The following is a 19,611-nucleotide window of genomic DNA, read 5'->3' on the forward strand; positions in this document are numbered from 1 at the left end:
GGTCGGCTGTCACGACGCCGCCTCTACCTCAGCCGTCATCGCCATCAACACCTTTCGCAACCGATCGGTCAACCGCATGACAGTGGCCTCGTCATAGACGTCGGTGCGAAACTCCACGGTTCCTCCAATCCCGGCGGGCTCGCCGGTCTCTGTCCAGCGTTCACCTAGCGCGAAGGTCAGATCAGTACGGGCGGTGTGGGTCTGAGCAGGTAGCGGAGTAACCTGCACGTCTCCCAGCGCCAGGCCACCGGCGACATCCGCGGTGTGCTGCCATTCCAGGTTCTGCCAGGACAGCATCACCTGCACCAGCGGGTGATGGGTCAGGCTGCGAGTCGGGTTGACTCGATCCACCACAACTTCGAACGGGACGTCCTGATGCTCGAAGGCCGCCAAACCACGCTGCCGCACCTGCTCCAACAGTTCACCGATAGTCGGATCGCCGGAGAAGTCGACGCGCAGCACCAGCGTGTTGACGAAGAACCCGACCAACCTGTCGAGTGCCGGATCATTGCGGCCGGCAATTGAAATTCCCACCGCCACATCTGGACTCGCACTGAGCTTCGACAGCAGCAGCGCCAACCCCGCCTGCACCACCATGAAACTGGTGGCATTCTGTTCACGAGCCACCCGGGCGATCCGCTGCTGAAGCTCAACAGGCCACTCCACCGCCAAACTGCCACCCTCGTAGTCCGCCACCGGCGGGTATGGCCGATCTGTCGGCAACTCCAGCCGCTCCGGCATCCCGGCTAACGCCTGCTCCCAGTACGCCAGCTGCCCGGATATCCGACTGTCGGGATCGGCCAGGTCACCCAGATACGAGCGTTGCCACAACGTGTAATCCGCGTACTGCACCGGCAACGGTGACCAATCAGGCATCTGGCCAGCACACCGACTGGCGTACGCGGCGCCGAGATCCGCCACCAAGGGGGTGACCGACCAGCCGTCGGCAGCGATGTGGTGTACCACCGCCACGAGCACATGCTCGTCCGGTGCGACACGGAACAGTGTTGCCTTCAAAGGCAATTCGGCGGACAGGTCGAACGGATGGCGCGCGACGGCGCTGGCGGCCTCGACCAGCCGGTCCGCCGGCCAGCCGACTGCATCGACCACCTGCCATTGCATCCGGGCGTTCTCGGCCGACACGACCAATTGCTGGGGCACCTCACCGGCCAGGGTGAACATCGTGCGCAGGCTCTCGTGACGACCCACCACATCACCCAACGCCTGCCCGAGCGCAACGGGATCGAGGTCACCGGTCAGGCGCAATCCCACCGCCAGGTTGTAAACCGGTGAGGGGCCGTTCAATTGATCGAAGAACCACAACCGCTGCTGGGCATAGGACAACGGGATGGTCTGTGGTCGCGGCATCACCTGCAGTGGCGGGCGTACCGCGTCGGCCTGCTGGCGGTCCAGGCAGACCGCCAGTCGTCCGACGGTGGGCGCATCGAACAGATAACGGACCGGGACGTCCTTCCCCAAGGCGGACTGAAGGCGCGCGCTGACCCGGATGGCGATCAACGAATCCCCACCCAGGGCGAAGAAGTCGTCGTCGAGTCCGACCCGATCGAGCCCGAGTACCTCGGCGAACACCTCGGCGACGGTCTTTTCCGTCGGCGTCTGGGGTGGCCGGAAGGTGGCGGCCGTGAACACCGGCTCGGGCAGGGCTTTCCGGTCGATCTTGCCCGAGGAGGTCAACGGGAATTCTTCGAGCACCACGATCTGGCTCGGCACCATGTATTCCGGCAGGCGCCCGGCCAGCCACTGGCGGACTTCGCTGACCTTGCTGTTGGTGTCAGGGTCATTGGCGTAGGCGCTGCGCTCCTGTGATCCCCCCTGTGACAGGTATAGATCGGTCAACACCGGGACCTCAGCGTGGTCGGCGCCGTCGACGAACAGCGCGTCGAGCGTGCCCGGCTGAGGCCCCCACGTGACCGCAACAAGATATCCGGCGGCTTCGCCGAGCCGGTACAGGAGCTCGGGCGTAACTCCATTGGCGGACGGGGCCGCAGCCTCTGCCAACGCGTCGGCCAACGGCTGTCCATCGGCAAGGGCCTGTTCGGTGATCACGTCGGCGATCACACCCGCGCGCGGAATCGCACTGACTCGCACGGTCGACGGCCGCTGAGCTGTCAACTCGGCCCGCAGTCCGGCGAGGCCTGCGCAATCAGACCAATTCCAGACGGGTGCGCCTGCGAGCGACCGGATTCCGGCCGCTGATTTGTGAACAGCGACGTCGTAGCGGTAACGGGTCAGCTCGTTGTCGGCTTCACCGCGCTTGACCTGGATGCCGATGCCGCCAACCGACGGGTGGTCGGCCGCCCACGTGGTGAAGAACTCAGGGGCCAGCAGCAGCTCAGGCTCGCCGATGATCGCTCGTTGCACGCGTTGGCGGATCTCGTCGGTATCTGCGTCGGATCCGCTGCGCACCAACGCAATACCGGTCTGGAAGGCACCCTGCAGGCTGTGGTTGCGCACATCGCCGACGAACAACGTTCCGCCGGGGGCCAACAGAGTTACGGCCTGGTCCATGACCTCGGTGAGATACGCCGCGTTCGGGAAGTACTGAATGACCGAGTTGATGATGATCGTGTCGAAGTATCCGTCCGGCAGCCCGTCGACGACATCCGCCGGCTGTACCCGCAAGCGGATCCGGTCGCCCCACGGTTGTCCGGCCACCGCTGACTCCAGCGTCCGGATGGTCGGCGCTGAGAAGTCCGTGCCCCAGTACTCCACGCACTTCGGGGCAACCTGGGAGAGGACAAGACCCGAACCGACGCCGAGCTCGAGTACCCGCTGCGGTCGGAGTGCCAGAATCCGATCCACAGCACCCGAGCGCCATTCCTCCATCTGCTCGAGTGGAATCGGGTCCGAGGTGTAGCTGCTGTTCCAGCCGCGGAAATCACTACCGAAATCCGACACCTCGAGGTCAGCGTCATAGAGCTCGTCGTAGACGGTTTGCCACTGGTCCACGACTTCCGCGTCGTGGTCGGCATTGCTGGCCCGCTCCAGAGCGACATACGCGACCAGGTGGTCGGCGGTGTCGTCGTGGTAGACCGCGGCAGCAGCGCGGTTGACTTGCGGGCACGCCAGCAGCGTGTTCTCGATCTCGCCCAGCTCCAGGCGCTGCCCACGCAGCTTCACCTGGGCATCGGCCCGGCCGAGGTACTCCAGGCTGCCCGTCTCGTTCCAGCGCACCAGATCGCCGGTGCGGTACAGCCGCGTGCCCGGAGCCCCAAAGGGGTTGGCCACGAAGCGATCTGCCGTCAGATCGGACCGGCCCACATAGCCACGAGCCAACACCGGACCCGTCAGGTACAACTCGCCCACCACCCCAACCGGAACCGGGTTCAGCCGCCCGTCCAACACCAACGCACGCGTCCCCGGGACCGGGGCTCCGATCCGCACGGGCTCCCCGGCCGCCACCGCACTCCAGGTAGCCCAGATCGTCACCTCGGTCGGTCCGTACAAATTGAACATTCGACGCCCAGGCGCCCACGCGGCCGCCAACTCCGCCGGACACGCCTCACCGCCCGTGGCCAACGTCGTCAATCCGCCCAGCCGGCTTCGGTCGAGCGTCGCCACCACGGTCGGGGTGATGATCGCCGCCTCGACCTGCTGATCTTCAATCACCGCCGTCAGCGCGTCACCCGCATAGGAATCCGGTGATGCCACCACCAACGCCGCCTGGGAGGCTGTCGCCCACAACCACTCGAAGACCGAGGCATCGAATGTCGGCGCGGCGACCATCAGCACGCGCGCGCCGGCACCCACGCCCAACAACTCACGCGTAGCCGCAGCCACACCGAGCAGACCGGCATGGCTGATCGCCACGCCCTTCGGTGTGCCCGTCGATCCCGACGTGAAGATCGCGTACGCAGCGTCGTCGGTGGTCAATGGAGCCAACCGGTCCTCGTCGGTGATCGGTTCCGCGGAGCGTCTCGAAAGGTCCAGTGCCTCGGTGTCCAGGACCGGCCGTGTCCCGGCGCCGGCCACCGGGTCAGCACCTCGAGTGAGCACACACGCCGCCTCGACGGTGTCCAGCACCGTGGAGATCCGGTCGGCCGGGTGGGTCCGGTCCACGGGCACGTATACCCCGCCGGCCTTGAGCACCGCCCACCACGCGATCACCAACTCGACGGATCGGCTGATCGCCACGCCGACGGCGCGTTCGGGGCCGACCCCCGCTTCGATCAGAACTCGTGCCAACCGGTTGGAGGCCTCATCGAGCTCCCGGTAGGTGAATTGCCGCGGGCCATCCAGCACTGCCAACCCGTCAGGTTGCGCAGCCACCGCCGCAGCCAACAACTCCGGAGCCAACCCGACCCGTGCATCGACGCCGGCACCAGACCACCTCTGCAACACCAGATTGCGTTCGTCGTCGCCTAGCAGACCGACCTCGCCCACCACCACCGACGAGTCGGCCACCACAGCCTCGACCACGCGACCGAACCAACCCACCAGGTGCTCGATCGTGGACCGGTCGAACAAGTCGGTGGCGTATGTCAGCACACCGGCGGCCATCGGGGCACCCGAGCGTTCGTCGGGGACCTCCCTGATGTCCACATCGAGATCGAACTTGGCAGTGCGCGTGACCATCGACATCGGCTCGATGCCGGCACCCTCCAATGCCACCTCGGGACGCACGTTGTTCTGGAAGACCAACGCAACCTGGAACAACGGATGATGCGAGGTGGACCGTGCCGGGTTGAGTTGCTCCACCAGCAACTCGAAGGGCACGTCCTGATTGGTGTATCCGTCCAGCGCCTTCTGCCGTACCTGGTCGAGCACATCGCTGAACCGCTGCTGAGAGTTCAATCCGACCCGCAGTACCCAGGTGTTGACGAAGAAGCCGACCAGCTCCTGCAGAGCCTGATCGTTGCGTCCGGCGATCGGCGTCCCCAGCGCGATGTCCTCACCGACGCCGGCCCGGTGCAGCACGACGGACATCACGGCCTGCAGCACCATAGACGTGGTGACGTTGTGTTCTGCGGCAACCGCTTTGATCCCGGCCCAGGATTCGGGATCGATACGTAGCTCGACCCCGTCACCGCGGTAGCTGGGCACAGGTGGGCGAGGACGGTCGGTGGGTAGCGATACCACCTCAGGCAGACCCGCCAGCTCTTTCCGCCAGTAGGACAGCTGCTCGGCGATGCGGCTACCCGGATCGTCCAGATCTCCCAGATGTTCCCGCTGCCACAGCGAGTAGTCGGCGTACTGCACCGGCAACGGGGACCAGTCCGGGGTCTGCCCGGCGCAGCGAGCTGCGTAGGCGATCCCGACATCCTTGACCATCGGCGCCATCGACCAGCCGTCGAAAGCGATGTGGTGCAGAACAATTCCGAGCACGTACTGTTCGGGCCCCACTTCATAGATCTGGGCCCGAATCGGGATCTCGGTCGCCAGATCGAACCGGTATCCCGCCAACGCCACCAATTCGGCCATGACAGCGTCTTTTTGGTCCTCGGCGACCCGTACCAGGGTGGGACCGCCGCGCCGCCACAGCCCCGGCTCCGCAGCAAGCACCTTCTGCGAGGGCACACCGTCGACATCGGGGAACACCGTGCGCAGCGATTCGTGACGGTCGATCACATCATCAAGCGCCGCCCCGAGTGCATCGAGGTCCACTGCTCCGTTGATCCGGAATGCGATCGGCATGTTGTAAGTCGCGACCCCGCCCTCGAACCGGTTGAGGAACCACAGCCGCTGCTGGGCATACGACAGCGGGATGACGGCCGGGCGCTGCTGTGGGACCAGGGGTCGGCGTTCGCTCGTGCCCGAAATGATGCGCAACGCGAGTTGGGCGACGGTCGGTGCGTCGAACAAGGTCCGCACTGCAAGGTCGACGTCGAGGTGGCTGTTGACGGCGGCGAGTAGCCGCATCGCTGACAGGGAGTCGCCGCCCAGGTCGAAGAAGGAATCATCGACACCAACGCGGTCCAGACCCAGGACCTGGGCGTAGATGCCCGCGAGGATCTCCTCGGTCGCCGTACTCGGAGCCCGGTAATGATCGGTATCGGCGTAATCGGGTGCCGGCAAAGCACGTGTGTCGAGCTTGCCGTTGACCGTCAACGGCAACGAATCGAGCACAACAACCGCGGCGGGCACCATATACGACGGCAACCGCTGCGAGAGCTGCGCCCGAACCTCCGACGGCTCCGCGGTGCCGGTGAGGTAGCCGACCAGACGCTTGTCCCCCGGCTGATCCTCACGGACGATCACCGCCGCCTGCTGCACACCCTCCACACCAGCCAACGCCGCTTGGATTTCCCCGAGTTCGATGCGGTAGCCACGAATCTTGACCTGATCATCAGCACGACCGGCATACCGCAACTGCCCATCCGGACCCCACGACACCAAATCCCCGGTGCGATACATCCGCATCCCAGGAGTCCCAAACGGGCACGCCACAAACCGCGACCCGGTCAGACCAGGACGACCCAGATACCCGGCACCGACACCACGGCCGGCCACATACAACTCCCCCACCACCCCCGGGGGCACCAGACGAAGCGACCGATCAAGCACGAACAACCCCGCACCGGGCACCGGCACACCAATCGGAACCACCGACGAACCCGCCCGCAACGGCTCACTGATCGTGGCATACACCGTGGTTTCGGTCGGCCCGTAACCATTGATCATCACCCGACCCGGCGCCCACCGATCCACCACATCCGGCGGGCACGCCTCCGCGGCCACCATCAACGACGACACCGACCCCAGCTTCTCCGGATCCAAAACACCCACCGCAGAAGGGGTCTGACTCAACACCGTCACACCCTCGCCGACAAGCAGCGCCTCCAGATCCCGCGGCGAACGGGTCGTCTGCTCGGGCACCACCACCAAACGACCACCAAACAGCAGCGCGCCCCAGATCTCCCACACCGAATAATCGAACGCCAACGACGAACACGCCGCCCACACCTGCGCCGGCCCGAACTCAACACCAACATCCATGCCGTCGAACAACCGCGTCACGTTCTGATGCGTAACGACAACACCTTTGGGCACACCCGTCGTCCCCGACGTATAGATAATGTGCGCCACATCATCCGGCGCCGGCACCGGCAACGCCGAGCTGGACTGGGCATCGATACGAGGATCGTCGACCTCGACCACCGGTACGCCACATCCGCCCAACCGGTCGGCCAGGTCACCCATCGTGACGGCCACGACCGGCATGGCATCAGCCAGCATGAACTCGATGCGGGAGTCGGGATGCCCCGGATCGATCGGCAGGTACGCCGCCCCCGACTTGAGCACCGCCAAGATCGCGACGATGGCCTGCGCCGAGCGCTCAAGCAACAAGGCCACACACTCGCCCGGACCCGCGCCCTGATCCATCAACAGGTGCGCCAGTCGGTTCGACGCTTCATCAAGCTCGCGGTAGGTCATCGACCGGCCCTCGAAACTGACTGCCGTCGCGCCCTGAGCACGCTCTACTTGCGCCGCGAACAATTCCGGAATCGACGACTCCACCACCGACCGGGTCAACACCACCCGATGACCCAGCTCATCCAGCCGCGCACTATCAGCCGCATCAAGCACATCCACCGACGACAACCGCCGGGCCGGATCAGCCGTCATCGCCACCAGCACCCGCTGCAACCGCTCGATCAAAGTCTCGATAGTGGCCGCATCGAACACATCCGTACGGAACTCGACCACGCCGCCGATGCCGGCCGGGGCGCCGGCCTCGCCGAAACGCTCAGCGAGGGAGAACACCAAATCCATACGGGCGGTTCGGGTCTCCGCATCGAGCGGCGTGGCCTGGACTTCGCCCAGATCTAAGCTGGACGCCTGTTCGGTAGCGAAGTTCTGCCAGGACACCATGACCTGGACGAGCGGATGATGGGTGAGACTGCGGGTCGGGTTGAGCCGCTCCACCAGCAGCTCGAACGGTACATCCTGATGGTCGAGCGCAGCCAGCCCCCGTTGCCGTACCTGGTCCAACAGATCGGAAACCGTGGGGTCCCCCGCCAGGTCGAGCCGTAGGACCACGGTGTTGACGAAGAACCCCACCAGTTCGTCAAGGCTGGGGTCGCTGCGTCCGGCGGTTGCAATTCCCACCGCCACATCGGAACTGGCGCTCAGCTGTGCGAGCAGCGCCGCCAGCGCGGCCTGGACGACCATGAAACTGGTCGCGTTGTGCTCGCGGGCCACGCGGGCCACCTGCTGCTGCAACTCGACGGACCAATCCACCACCACACTCGAACCCTGGTAGTCGGCCACGGGCGGATACGTCCGATCAGTCGGCAGCTCCAGACGTTCCGGCAGACCCTCCAGCGCCTGTTCCCAGTAGGCCAGCTGCGTGGCGATGACACTGTCCGGATCGGATTCAGACCCCAGCCACCCCTGTTGCCACAAGGTGTAATCGGCGTACTGGACCGGCAGCGGCGACCAATTGGGGGGTTGGCCCGCGCAGCGACTCCCATAAGCCGATCCCAGATCAGCGACGAACGGAGTGATCGACCAGCCGTCGGCAGCGATGTGATGGACCACTGCGACCAGCACATGTCTATCTTCATCAACGCGGAACAGCGTTGCACGCAAGGGGATTTCGGCGGTGAGGTCAAATGAGTGCCGCGCGACTGCTCCGGCGGCCTCCTCCAGCCGATCCGCCGACCATCCGGTCGCGTCGACGACCTGCCAACCCAGCTCTGCTTGCCCGACCGGCACGATCATTTGCTGCGGAACCCCGTCGACCGCCCCGAACATGGTGCGAAGACTCTCGTGGCGGCCCACGACGTCAGCCAAGGACTGTCCCAACGCGTCGGCGTTCAGGCTTCCGTCCAAGCGCAACGCGACCGCCATGTTGTAGATCGCCGAAGGGCCCTGTAGCTGCTCCAAGAACCACAGCCGCTGCTGGGCATACGACAGCGGGATGACGGCGGGGCGATGCTGCGGGACCAACCGCGGACGCCCGCCTGAACCTACGTTTATGCGCGGCGCGAGTTGGGCAATCGTGGGTGCGTCGAACAAGGTCCGGACGGCCACCTCAGCGTCAAAGCTGGAGTTGACGGCGGCGAGTAGCCGCATCGCTGACAGGGAGTCGCCGCCCAGGTCGAAGAAGGAATCATCGACACCAACGCGGTCCAGACCCAGGACCTGGGCGTAGATGCCCGCGAGGATCTCCTCGGTCGCCGTACTCGGAGCCCGGTAATGATCGGTATCGGCGTAATCGGGTGCCGGCAAAGCACGTGTGTCGAGCTTGCCGTTGACCGTCAACGGCAACGAATCGAGCACAACAACCGCGGCGGGCACCATATACGACGGCAACCGCTGCGAGAGCTGCGCCCGAACCTCCGACGGCTCCGCGGTGCCGGTGAGGTAGCCGACCAGACGCTTGTCCCCCGGCTGATCCTCACGGACGATCACCGCCGCCTGCTGCACACCCTCCACACCAGCCAACGCCGCTTGGATTTCCCCGAGTTCGATGCGGTAGCCACGAATCTTGACCTGATCATCAGCACGACCGGCATACCGCAACTGCCCATCCGGACCCCACGACACCAAATCCCCGGTGCGATACATCCGCATCCCAGGAGTCCCAAACGGGCACGCCACAAACCGCGACCCGGTCAGACCAGGACGACCCAGATACCCGGCACCGACACCACGGCCGGCCACATACAACTCCCCCACCACCCCCGGGGGCACCAGACGAAGCGACCGATCAAGCACGAACAACCCCGCACCGGGCACCGGCACACCAATCGGAACCACCGACGAACCCGCCCGCAACGGCTCACTGATCGTGGCATACACCGTGGTTTCGGTCGGCCCGTAACCATTGATCATCACCCGACCCGGCGCCCACCGATCCACCACATCCGGCGGGCACGCCTCCGCGGCCACCATCAACGACGACACCGACCCCAGCTTCTCCGGATCCAAAACACCCACCGCAGAAGGGGTCTGACTCAACACCGTCACACCCTCGCCGACAAGCAGCGCCTCCAGATCCCGCGGCGAACGGGTCGTCTGCTCGGGCACCACCACCAAACGACCACCAAACAGCAGCGCGCCCCAGATCTCCCACACCGAATAATCGAACGCCAACGACGAACACGCCGCCCACACCTGCGCCGGCCCGAACTCAACACCAACATCCATGCCGTCGAACAACCGCGTCACGTTCTGATGCGTAACGACAACACCTTTGGGCACACCCGTCGTCCCCGACGTATAGATAATGTGCGCCACATCATCAGAGGCCGGGCCGTCCGCCAGAGGAGTGCCGGGTTGAGAGTCAATCCGAGGATCCTCGATGTCGATCACGGGCACACCGCAGCCGCGCACTCGCTCGGCGAGGTCAGCCGTGGTGATCACCGCGATCGGCTCGGCATCTCCGAGCATGAACGCGACGCGCGTGTCAGGGACAACAGGATCGATCGGCAGATATGCCGAACCCGACTTCAGTATGCCCAAGATCGCGACGATCGCATCGGCGCAACGGCTCATCATCAGACCGACACTGGTGCCCGGGCCTGCTCCTTGTGCGACCAGCAACTGCGCCAAACGATTCGACGCCTCATCCAATTCCCGATACGACAACGACCGACCATCAAAACTGACCGCCACCGCATCAGGAGCCCGACCCACCTGCGCCGCGAACAATTCCGGAATCGACGACTCCACCACCGACCGGGTCAACACCACCCGATGACCCAGCTCATCCAGCCGCGCACTATCAGCCGCATCAAGCACATCCACCGACGACAACCGCTGGGCCGGATCAGCCGTCATCGCCACCAGCACCCGCTGCAACCGCTCGATCAAAGTCTCGATAGTGGCCGCATCGAACACGTCCGTACGGAACTCGACCGACCCGTCGATGCCGGCCGGTATGCCCGCGTCGTTGAAGCGTTCAGCGAGCGAGAACACCAAATCCATACGGGCCGTTTGCGTTTCGGCTTCCAGCCGGGTGACTCCAACTCCACCCAACTTCAGCGCGGCTGTGGGGTCGCTTTGCTGCCATGGCAGGTTCTGCCAAGTCAGCATGACCTGCACGAGCGGATGATGTGTGAGACTGCGGGTCGGGTTGAGCCGCTCCACCAGCACCTCGAACGGCACATCCTGATGCTCGAACGCCGCCAAACTACGCCGCCGCACCTGGTCCAACAAGTCGGTAACCGTGGGGTCGCCGGCCAGATCCACCCTCAGTACCAACGTGTTGACGAAGAAGCCCACCAGCTCATCCAGCGCGGGCTCCCCACGTCCGGCAGACGCGATCCCGACGGCCACATCGGTGCTCGCGCTCAGCTGCGCCATGAGCGTCGCCAACGCCGCTTGGACCACCATGAAGCTCGTCGCACCGTGTTCGCGGGCCACGCGGGCGATCTGTTGCTGCAATTCGGCAGGCCAATCCACCGTCACACTGGAGCCCTGGTAGTCGGCCACGGGCGGATACGGCCGATCGGTCGGCAGCTCCAACTGGTCGGGCAACCCCGCCAGCTCGCCCTCCCAGTAGCTCAACTGGCCGGTGATGACGCTGTCGGGGTCAGATATGGATCCCAACCACTCCTGCTGCCACAGCGTGTAATCGGCGTACTGAACCGGCAGTGGGTCCCAATCCGGCGGCTGCCCCGCACACCGACTGGCGTACGCGGCCGCGAGATCGACCACCAGCGGGGTCACCGACCAGCCGTCGGCAGCGATATGGTGGACCACTGCCGCCAGCACGTGCTCATTCTCGTCGATACGGAAAAGCGTTGCCTTGATCGGTATTTCAGTCGTGAGGTCAAAACTGTGACGGGCCGTCTCACCGATCGCCTCTTCGAGGCGCCCTGCGGGCCATCCGCCGGCGTCGACGATTCGCCATCCCAGAGCAGCTTGCTCAGCGCCGAGGACCACTTGCTGAGGTATCCCGTCGACCGCGGTGAAAACGGTGCGGAGGCTCTCCTGGCGGACCACGACGTCTGCCAGCGCAGCGCCCAATGCCTCTTCGTCCAGCTGACCACTGAGCCGCAGCGCCACCGCCATGTTGTAGATCGGCGACGGTCCCTGCAACTGCTCCAAGAACCACAACCGTTGCTGGGCATACGACAACGGCACCATCGCCGGACGATGCCGCGCAGTCAACGGAGGCCGGGCTACGCCGTCCTGGTGCCGATTCAGATAGTCGGCCAGCCCGCCGACTGTGGGCGCGTCGAACAGGTAGCGCACCGGCACGTCCCTGCCGAGGGCGGATTGCAGACGCGCACAGACCCGGATGGCGATCAGCGAATCGCCGCCGAGGACGAAGAAATCGTCATCGAGCCCCGCCCTACCGAGTCCCAGGACCTCGGTGAACACCTCGGCGACGATCTTTTCCATGTCGGTCTCAGGTGCGCGGAACGAGGTGGCGACAAACGTGGGTTCAGGCAGGGCCTTGCGATCGATCTTGCCCGACGAAGTCAGCGGAAACTCGTCGAGGACCACGATCTGGGACGGCACCATGTACTCGGGCAGCCGATCGGCCAACCATTGGCGGACCGCGGTGACCTTCGAGTTCGTGTGCGGGTCGTTGGCGTAGCCGCCGCGCTGCCGAGAGTCGGTGGCGGGCTGGTAGAGATCGGTGAGCGCCGGCAGGCTCTGCCCGTCGGCGATGGCGATGAAGACGGCGTCCAATGTGCCTGGTTCCGCGCCCCAGGTCACCGCGACGTGGTACCCGGCTGCCTCGCCGACCCGGTACACCATTTCGGGAGTGACGACATCATCGGCGGCCGTGGTGTCGGCGTGAACGAGCGCCTCCACGATGGGAAGCCCAGCGCTCAAGGCTTGTTCGGTCACCACGTCGGTGATCACCCCGGCGCGGGGAATGCCACTGACCCGCACGGTGGAAGGTTGCCGCGCCGTCAGCTCCGCATGCAGCCCGCTCAGGCCCGCGCAGTCGGCCCACGCCCAGTTCGGGGCACTGGTCAGCGAGCACACCTGGGTGGGCGCCTTGTGGATGATGACGTCGTAGCGGTACCGGCTCAGCTCATTGTCCGCCTCACCACGTTTGACCTCGATGCCGATACCGCCCACCGACGGGTGGTCCGCTGCCCACGTGGTGAAGAACTCCGGGGCGAGGAGTAACTCGGGCTCGCCCAGCATGGCGCGTTGCACCCGCTGGCGGATCTCGTCAGTATCGGTGCCGTTCCGGCTGCGTGCCAGCGCGATACCGGTCTGGAACGCGCCCTGCAGGCTGTGGTTGCGCACATCGCCGACGAACAATGTGCCACCCGGCGCCAGGAGTTCCACTGCCTTGTCGATGACCTCGGCCAGGTACCCAGCGCTCGGGAAGTACTGGACCACCGAGTTGATCACCACCATGTCGAACTGGTTCTGCGGTAGCTCTTCGGTGATGTGCGCCGGTCGGGTCAGCAGATGGACCCGGTCTCCCCACGGGTGGCCGACCACCGCCGACTGCAGTTTCTGGATGGTCGGTGCGGAAAAGTCTGTGCCCCAGTACTCCACGCACTTCGGAGCGAGCTGCGACAGCAACAGGCCCGACCCCACGCCGAGCTCGAGCACCCGCTGCGGCCGCAGCGCGAGGATCCGGTCCACGGTGGTCGAACGCCACTCCTCCATCTCCTCGAGCGGGATCGGATCGTCGGTGTAGCTGCTGTTCCATCCCCGGAAATCGTTGCCGAACTCGACCGTGTCGAGATCGGCGTCATAGAGCTCGTCGTAGATGCCTTGCCACTGGTCGACAACGTCGGCGTCGTGGTCGGTGCTGCTGGTCTGCTCGAGGGCGATGTAGCCGACCAGGTGATCGACACCGGTGCTGCCCCGATGCACGGCCGCGGCCGCGCGTGTGACCTTCGGGCAGGTAAGCAGGGTGTTCTCGATCTCGCCCAGTTCCAGTCGCTGCCCTCGCAGCTTGATCTGGGCATCGGCGCGCCCCAGGTATTCCAGGCAACCCGTAGCGGTCCAGCGCACGAGGTCGCCGGTGCGATACAGCCGCGTCCCCGGTGCGCCAAAGGGGTTGGCCACGAACCGATCCGCCGTCAGGTCGGGCCGGCCGACGTAGCCCCGGGCCACCGCTGGGCCGGCCAGGTACAGCTCACCCACGACTCCGACCGGAGCGGGATTCAGCCGCGCATCGAGTACGAGCGCGTGGGTCCCCGGAACCGGTGAGCCGATGCGCACCGGTTCCCCTGCCGAGAGCGCACTCCAGGTCGACCAGATCGTCACCTCGGTCGGTCCGTATGCGTTGAACATCCGCCGACCGGGCGCCCACGCGGCCACCAACTCCGCCGGGCACGCCTCACCACCGGTGACCAACGTGTCCAACCCGTCGATCTGAGCCGGGTCCAGCGTGGCCAACACGGTCGGCGTGATCAATGCCGCATCGACGCGATGGCCCGACAAAACCTCGGCCAAGGCATCGCCGGCGTAGGAATCCGGGGGTGCCACCACCAGCGCCGCCCTCGCGGCAACGGCCCACAGCCACTCGAACACCGAGGCATCGAACGTCGGCGCGGCCACCATCAACACCCGGGATTGCGGACCCACGCCGAGCAGATCGTGGTGCGCGGCTGCCACACCCAGTACCCCGGCGTGGGTGATCGCCACACCCTTCGGCGTACCCGTGGAACCCGAAGTGAAGATCACGTACGCCGCATCGTCAACACTCAACGGCGCCAGTCGATCCGAATCCGTCACGGGATCGGGGCTGTGTTCGGACAGATCGACCACATCCAGCGGAATGACGAGGTGGCCGCCGGTCCCTTCGAGCTCGCCCATGCCGCGCGTGAGCACGCAAACAGCCTCGGCGGTATCCAGTACGGTGGCGATCCGCTCGGCCGGGTAGGCCGGATCGACCGGTACGTACACTCCACCGGCCTTGAGCACCGCCCACCACGCGACCACCAACTCGGCGCAGCGCCCCATCGCCACCCCGACGGCGCGCTCAGTGCCCACGCCCGCCTCGATCAACGCCCGAGCCAACCGGTTCGAGACCTCGTCCAGCTCCCGGTAGGACAGCTCGCGCTTCCCATCGATTACCGCGATGGCGTCCGGATCAGCGGCAACCGCTGCTGCCAACGCGTCCGGCGCCAAGCCCACCAGCGCGCTCACCTCGGCGCCAGACCACTTGTGCAGCACCAGATCCTGCTCATCGTGATCCAGCAGGCCGACCTCGCCCACAACCACCGACGAATCGGCAACCACAGCGTCGACCACGCGGCCGAACCAACCCACCAACCGCTCGACGCTGGATCGGTCGTACAGATCTGTGGCATAGGCGACCGTGCCGGCCGCCATGAGCGCTCCGCGGCCTTCGCCAGGCGCTGCCTTCAGATCGAACAGCGCACTCGCGTCCCCGCTGGGCATTTCACGCAGGTCGAATTCGAGGTCGAACCGGGCGGTACGGATATCGGCAGTGACCGGCTCGACGTCAAGGCCGTCCAGCTGAATCTCGGGGCGCACGTTGTTCTGGAAGGCCAATGCCACCTGGAACAGCGGATGGTGCGACGTGGATCGCGTCGGATTGAGCCGCTCAACCAACAGCTCGAACGGCACATCCTGATTGGCATACGCATCCAGTGCCTTCTGCCGCACCCGTTCCAACACTTCGCTGAACCGCAGCGCAGGATCGATGCCCACCCGCAGCACCCAGGTGTTGACGAAGAACCCGACCAAATCCTCGAGTGCCTGATCATTGCGACCGGCGATCGGAGTCCCCAGTGCGAGGTCGTCGCCGACGCCGGCTCGGTGCAGCGCGACGGCGACCGCGGCCTGCAGGACCATCGACACCGTTGCGTTGTGTGCGGTGGCGACGGCTTTGATGCCCGCCCAGGCTTCGGGATCGATGCGCAGGTCCACCGCATCGCCGCGATAGCTGGACGCGGGCGGGCGTGGCCGATCCGCAGGAAGCGACACCACCTCGGGGAGGTCAGCCAATTCGCGGCGCCAGTACGTCAGCTGGCTGGCGAGCACACTGTCGGGATCGGACTCGGATCCCAGCCAGCCCTGTTGCCACAGCGTGTAATCGGCGTACTGCACCGGTAACGGTGACCAGGCGGGCGCCTGACCGAGGGTGCGCGACCGATAAGCCTCGCCCACATCCCGGGCCATCGGTGCCATCGACCAACCGTCGAAGGCGATGTGGTGCAGGACGATCCCGAGGACGAACTGTTCGGGGCCCACGGCATAGATCTGGGCCCGGATCGGGATCTCACTGGCCAAGTCGAACGTGTAGCCCGCCAGGGCAGTCAATTCGGCGGCCAGCTCGTCTTCTACCACCTGCACCATCGCCGGACCGCCGCGTCGCCACAGCCCCGGCTGCGCGGGCAGCACCTTCTGTGACGGCACACCGTCGACGACGCGGAACACTGTGCGCAGCGATTCGTGGCGGGCGATCACGTCATCGAGAGCCGCATCGAGTGCACCGAGATCCAGAGCACCGTTGATCCGGAACGCGATCGGCATGTTGTAGGTCGCTGCCCCGTCCTCGAATCGGTTGAGGAACCACAGCCGCTGTTGCGCGTAGGACAACGGAATCAGGCGAGGGCGCTCGCCCGCCGCCAGCGGCGCACGCCGGTCCGAATCTTCGCCGACATGTGGCGCCAACTCCGCCACCGTCGGCGCATCGAACAAGGTGCGTACCGCCAACCCGGCGTCCAAACTCGTGTTCACCGCGGCGACGACCCGCATCGCCATGATGCTGTCACCGCCGAGATCGAAGAAGGAGTCGTCGATCCCGACCCGATCAAGGCCGAGGGCTTGGGCGAAGATCTCTGCCAGGGCTTCTTCGGTGGCAGTGGCCGGTGCCCGATACCGATCACCCGTGTATTCGGGAGCGGGTAATGCACGCTTGTCGAGCTTGCCGTTGACGGTGAGCGGCAACGAATCGAGCACAACGACCGCAGCGGGAACCATGTACGCGGGCAACCGGTCTGCCAGATCCGTCCGTACTCGCGCCGGGTCCGCGGTGCCGGTGATGTAGCCGACCAGACGCTTGTCACCCGGGCGGTCTTCGCGGACGATCACCGCCGCTTGCTGCACGCCGTCGAAATCTGCCAGCACTGTTTGGATTTCGCCGAGTTCGATGCGGTACCCGTGGATCTTGACCTGCTCATCAGCGCGGCCCGCATACCGCAATTGCCCGTCCGGACCCCACGACACCAGGTCGCCGGTGCGATACATCCGAGTGCCGGGTGCTCCGAACGGGCAAGGGACGAAACGAGATCCGGTCAGGCCTGCCCGGCCCAGATAACCGACCCCGACACCACGGCCGGCCACATAAAGCTCACCCACGACACCGGCCGGAACTTCCCGCAACCACCGGTCAAGAACGAACAACGCCGCACCCGGCACCGGCACACCGATCGGCACCGACTTCGCGCCGGTCTGCATGGGCGAGCTGATCGTGGCGTACACCGTCGTCTCCGTCGGCCCGTATCCATTGATCATCACCCGACCGGGAGCCCACCGATCCACCACATCTTGCGGACACGGCTCGGCAGCCACCATCAACGCCGACACCGATCCCAACTTCTCCGGCGACAACATCCCTACAGCAGAGGGTGTTTGGCTCAGCACCGTGACGTGCTCACCGGCGAGGAGGGCGTGCAGATCCTCCGGCGAACGGGTGGTCTGCTCCGGCACCACCACCAGACGCCCGCCGTGGAGCAGTGCGCCCCACATCTCCCACACCGAGTAGTCGAAAGCCAACGACGAGCATGCCGCCCACACCTGCTGCGCGCCCAACTCGAAACCGACGTCCATCCCATCGAACAACCTGGTCACGTTCTGATGAGTCACCGCAACACCTTTGGGCACACCCGTCGTCCCCGAGGTGTAAATGATGTGCGCCACATCATCTGGAGCCGGACCCGGCAGCGCCGAACTCGATTCGGCGTCAATGCGAGGATCGGCCACATCGATGACGGGAACACCACAATCAGCCAGCCGACCGCTCAACTCAGCCGTCGTCAGCACCGCCACCGGAGCCGCGTCGGCCAGCATGAATTCGACCCGCGCATCCGGCACCACCGGATCCATCGGCAGATAGGCCGCCCCCGACTTGAGCACCCCCAGGATCGCGACAATCGCATCGGCCGAACGCCCCGTCAACAACCCCACGCAGCTACCAGGGCCGGCACCCTCGGCAACCAACAAACGCGCCAACCGATTCGACGCCTCATCCAACTCCCGATAAGACAACGACCGACCATCAAAACTGATCGCGACCGCATCAGGAGCCCGAACCACCTGCGCCGCGAACGCCTCCGGAATCGACACCTCAGACACCGGCGAAGCCAACACCGCCCGATGACCCAGCTCATCCAGATGCATCTGCTCAGCAACATCGAGCACGTCGATCGACGACAGCAAGCCATCCGGATCGGCTGCCATGGCAGCCAACACCCTCTCCAACCGCGCCGCGAGGTCGGAGACCTCGAAATTGGAGAACGGCTGACCCGACCCCATGGTGCTGAACAGCAGATCATCTCCAGCGCTGGAGAAGATCAGGCCGAAGCCCCCGACCACGCCTGCGTTGGTCAACGATGCCGTTGCCTGCGCACCGCCGAAGTCCAACGTGAATGTCGAAGGAAGGAAGTTCACGCTCACCCGATTGGCCATCTGTCCCGCAGCCCGGGGATTGACCTTGCGCTCAAGCGCGTGGACCGGGAACCGTTGATGCTGAACGGCCTCTTGTATGCGCGCCTCGACGTGTTCGATGAAATCCGACACCGATGCTGCCGGTGAAGCCGTCAACACCAGCGGCACGACCCCGGCCACCATCCCCGGGAGGGTCCGTGACTCGGGCAGCACCCGACGACTTACGGGGAAGTCGAGTACGACATCGGAACCGTCAGCACACCATCCGCGCACGAGGAGTGCGCACGCCGCGGTGACGACCGTCGAGCGAGGAACGTTTTTCGACCGGGCCAGACCGTCGAGGCTGCGGAGCAAGCTGGATTCCAATTGCACTGGGGCCGTGGGCCAGTGCACCCGTTCGTCGTCGGTGTTCTCGGTGGACCACGGCTGTCGATCGGTTTCCGGTGGAAGGTGTCGGTTCCAGTACTCCTCGTCCTCGCGGTAGTCACCGGACGCTTCGTATTCGGACTCACAGGCGATCAGATCCGACAGCGAACCGAAGATCGCCGGCGGTATCGGCGCGCCCGTGACGAGCGCTGAATACACCGACGCCAGCCGGGAGCCGACGAGCGCGATACCGGTTCCGTCGAGAACGATGTGGTGGCAGCACGCAAGAAGGAAATGCTCGTCAACGCGGGTCCGAAAGAGCGCGCATTTGAACAGTGGGCCCGTCAGGGGCAGGGGCGTACGTTCGATGTCCGCCGCCATGTCCCGAGCTTCCTGCTCAGGATCGGCGGCGCCGGTCAAGTCGTGGAAATCCAGGGCGATTGTCGGGTAGTCGACCGCGGTCTGGAGCACCTGCCCGTCCGACTCGAAGAACGTGGCCCGCATCGGTTCGGCCTCGCCGATCACACGAGAGATCGCCCATTCGAGGGCGTCGCGGTCTACCTCACCCACGATCTTCACGAACAGCCCGAGTTGCCACTCCGTACCCGAGCGGGCGACGTCCTGCGCAAGCCAAATGTCGAGCTGTGCGCGTGTTACCGGCAGCGCCTGTTCAACGTGCTGCATCAGACTCTCCCACCGCGAATTCTT

At 65.4% G+C, this 19,611-nt stretch carries 1 protein-coding gene; it reads right to left on the reverse strand.

What is annotated here, in order from left to right; translation table 11 throughout:
* Positions 1-9: 9 nt before the first annotated feature.
* Positions 10-19,587, reverse strand: coding sequence for a non-ribosomal peptide synthetase (locus G6N57_RS32280; RefSeq protein WP_407665959.1), 19,578 nt, complete (start codon positions 19,585-19,587; stop codon positions 10-12).
* Positions 19,588-19,611: the final 24 nt, after the last annotated feature.

The sequence above is a fragment of the Mycolicibacterium boenickei genome, assembly GCF_010731295.1.
Lineage (GTDB): Bacteria > Actinomycetota > Actinomycetes > Mycobacteriales > Mycobacteriaceae > Mycobacterium > Mycobacterium boenickei.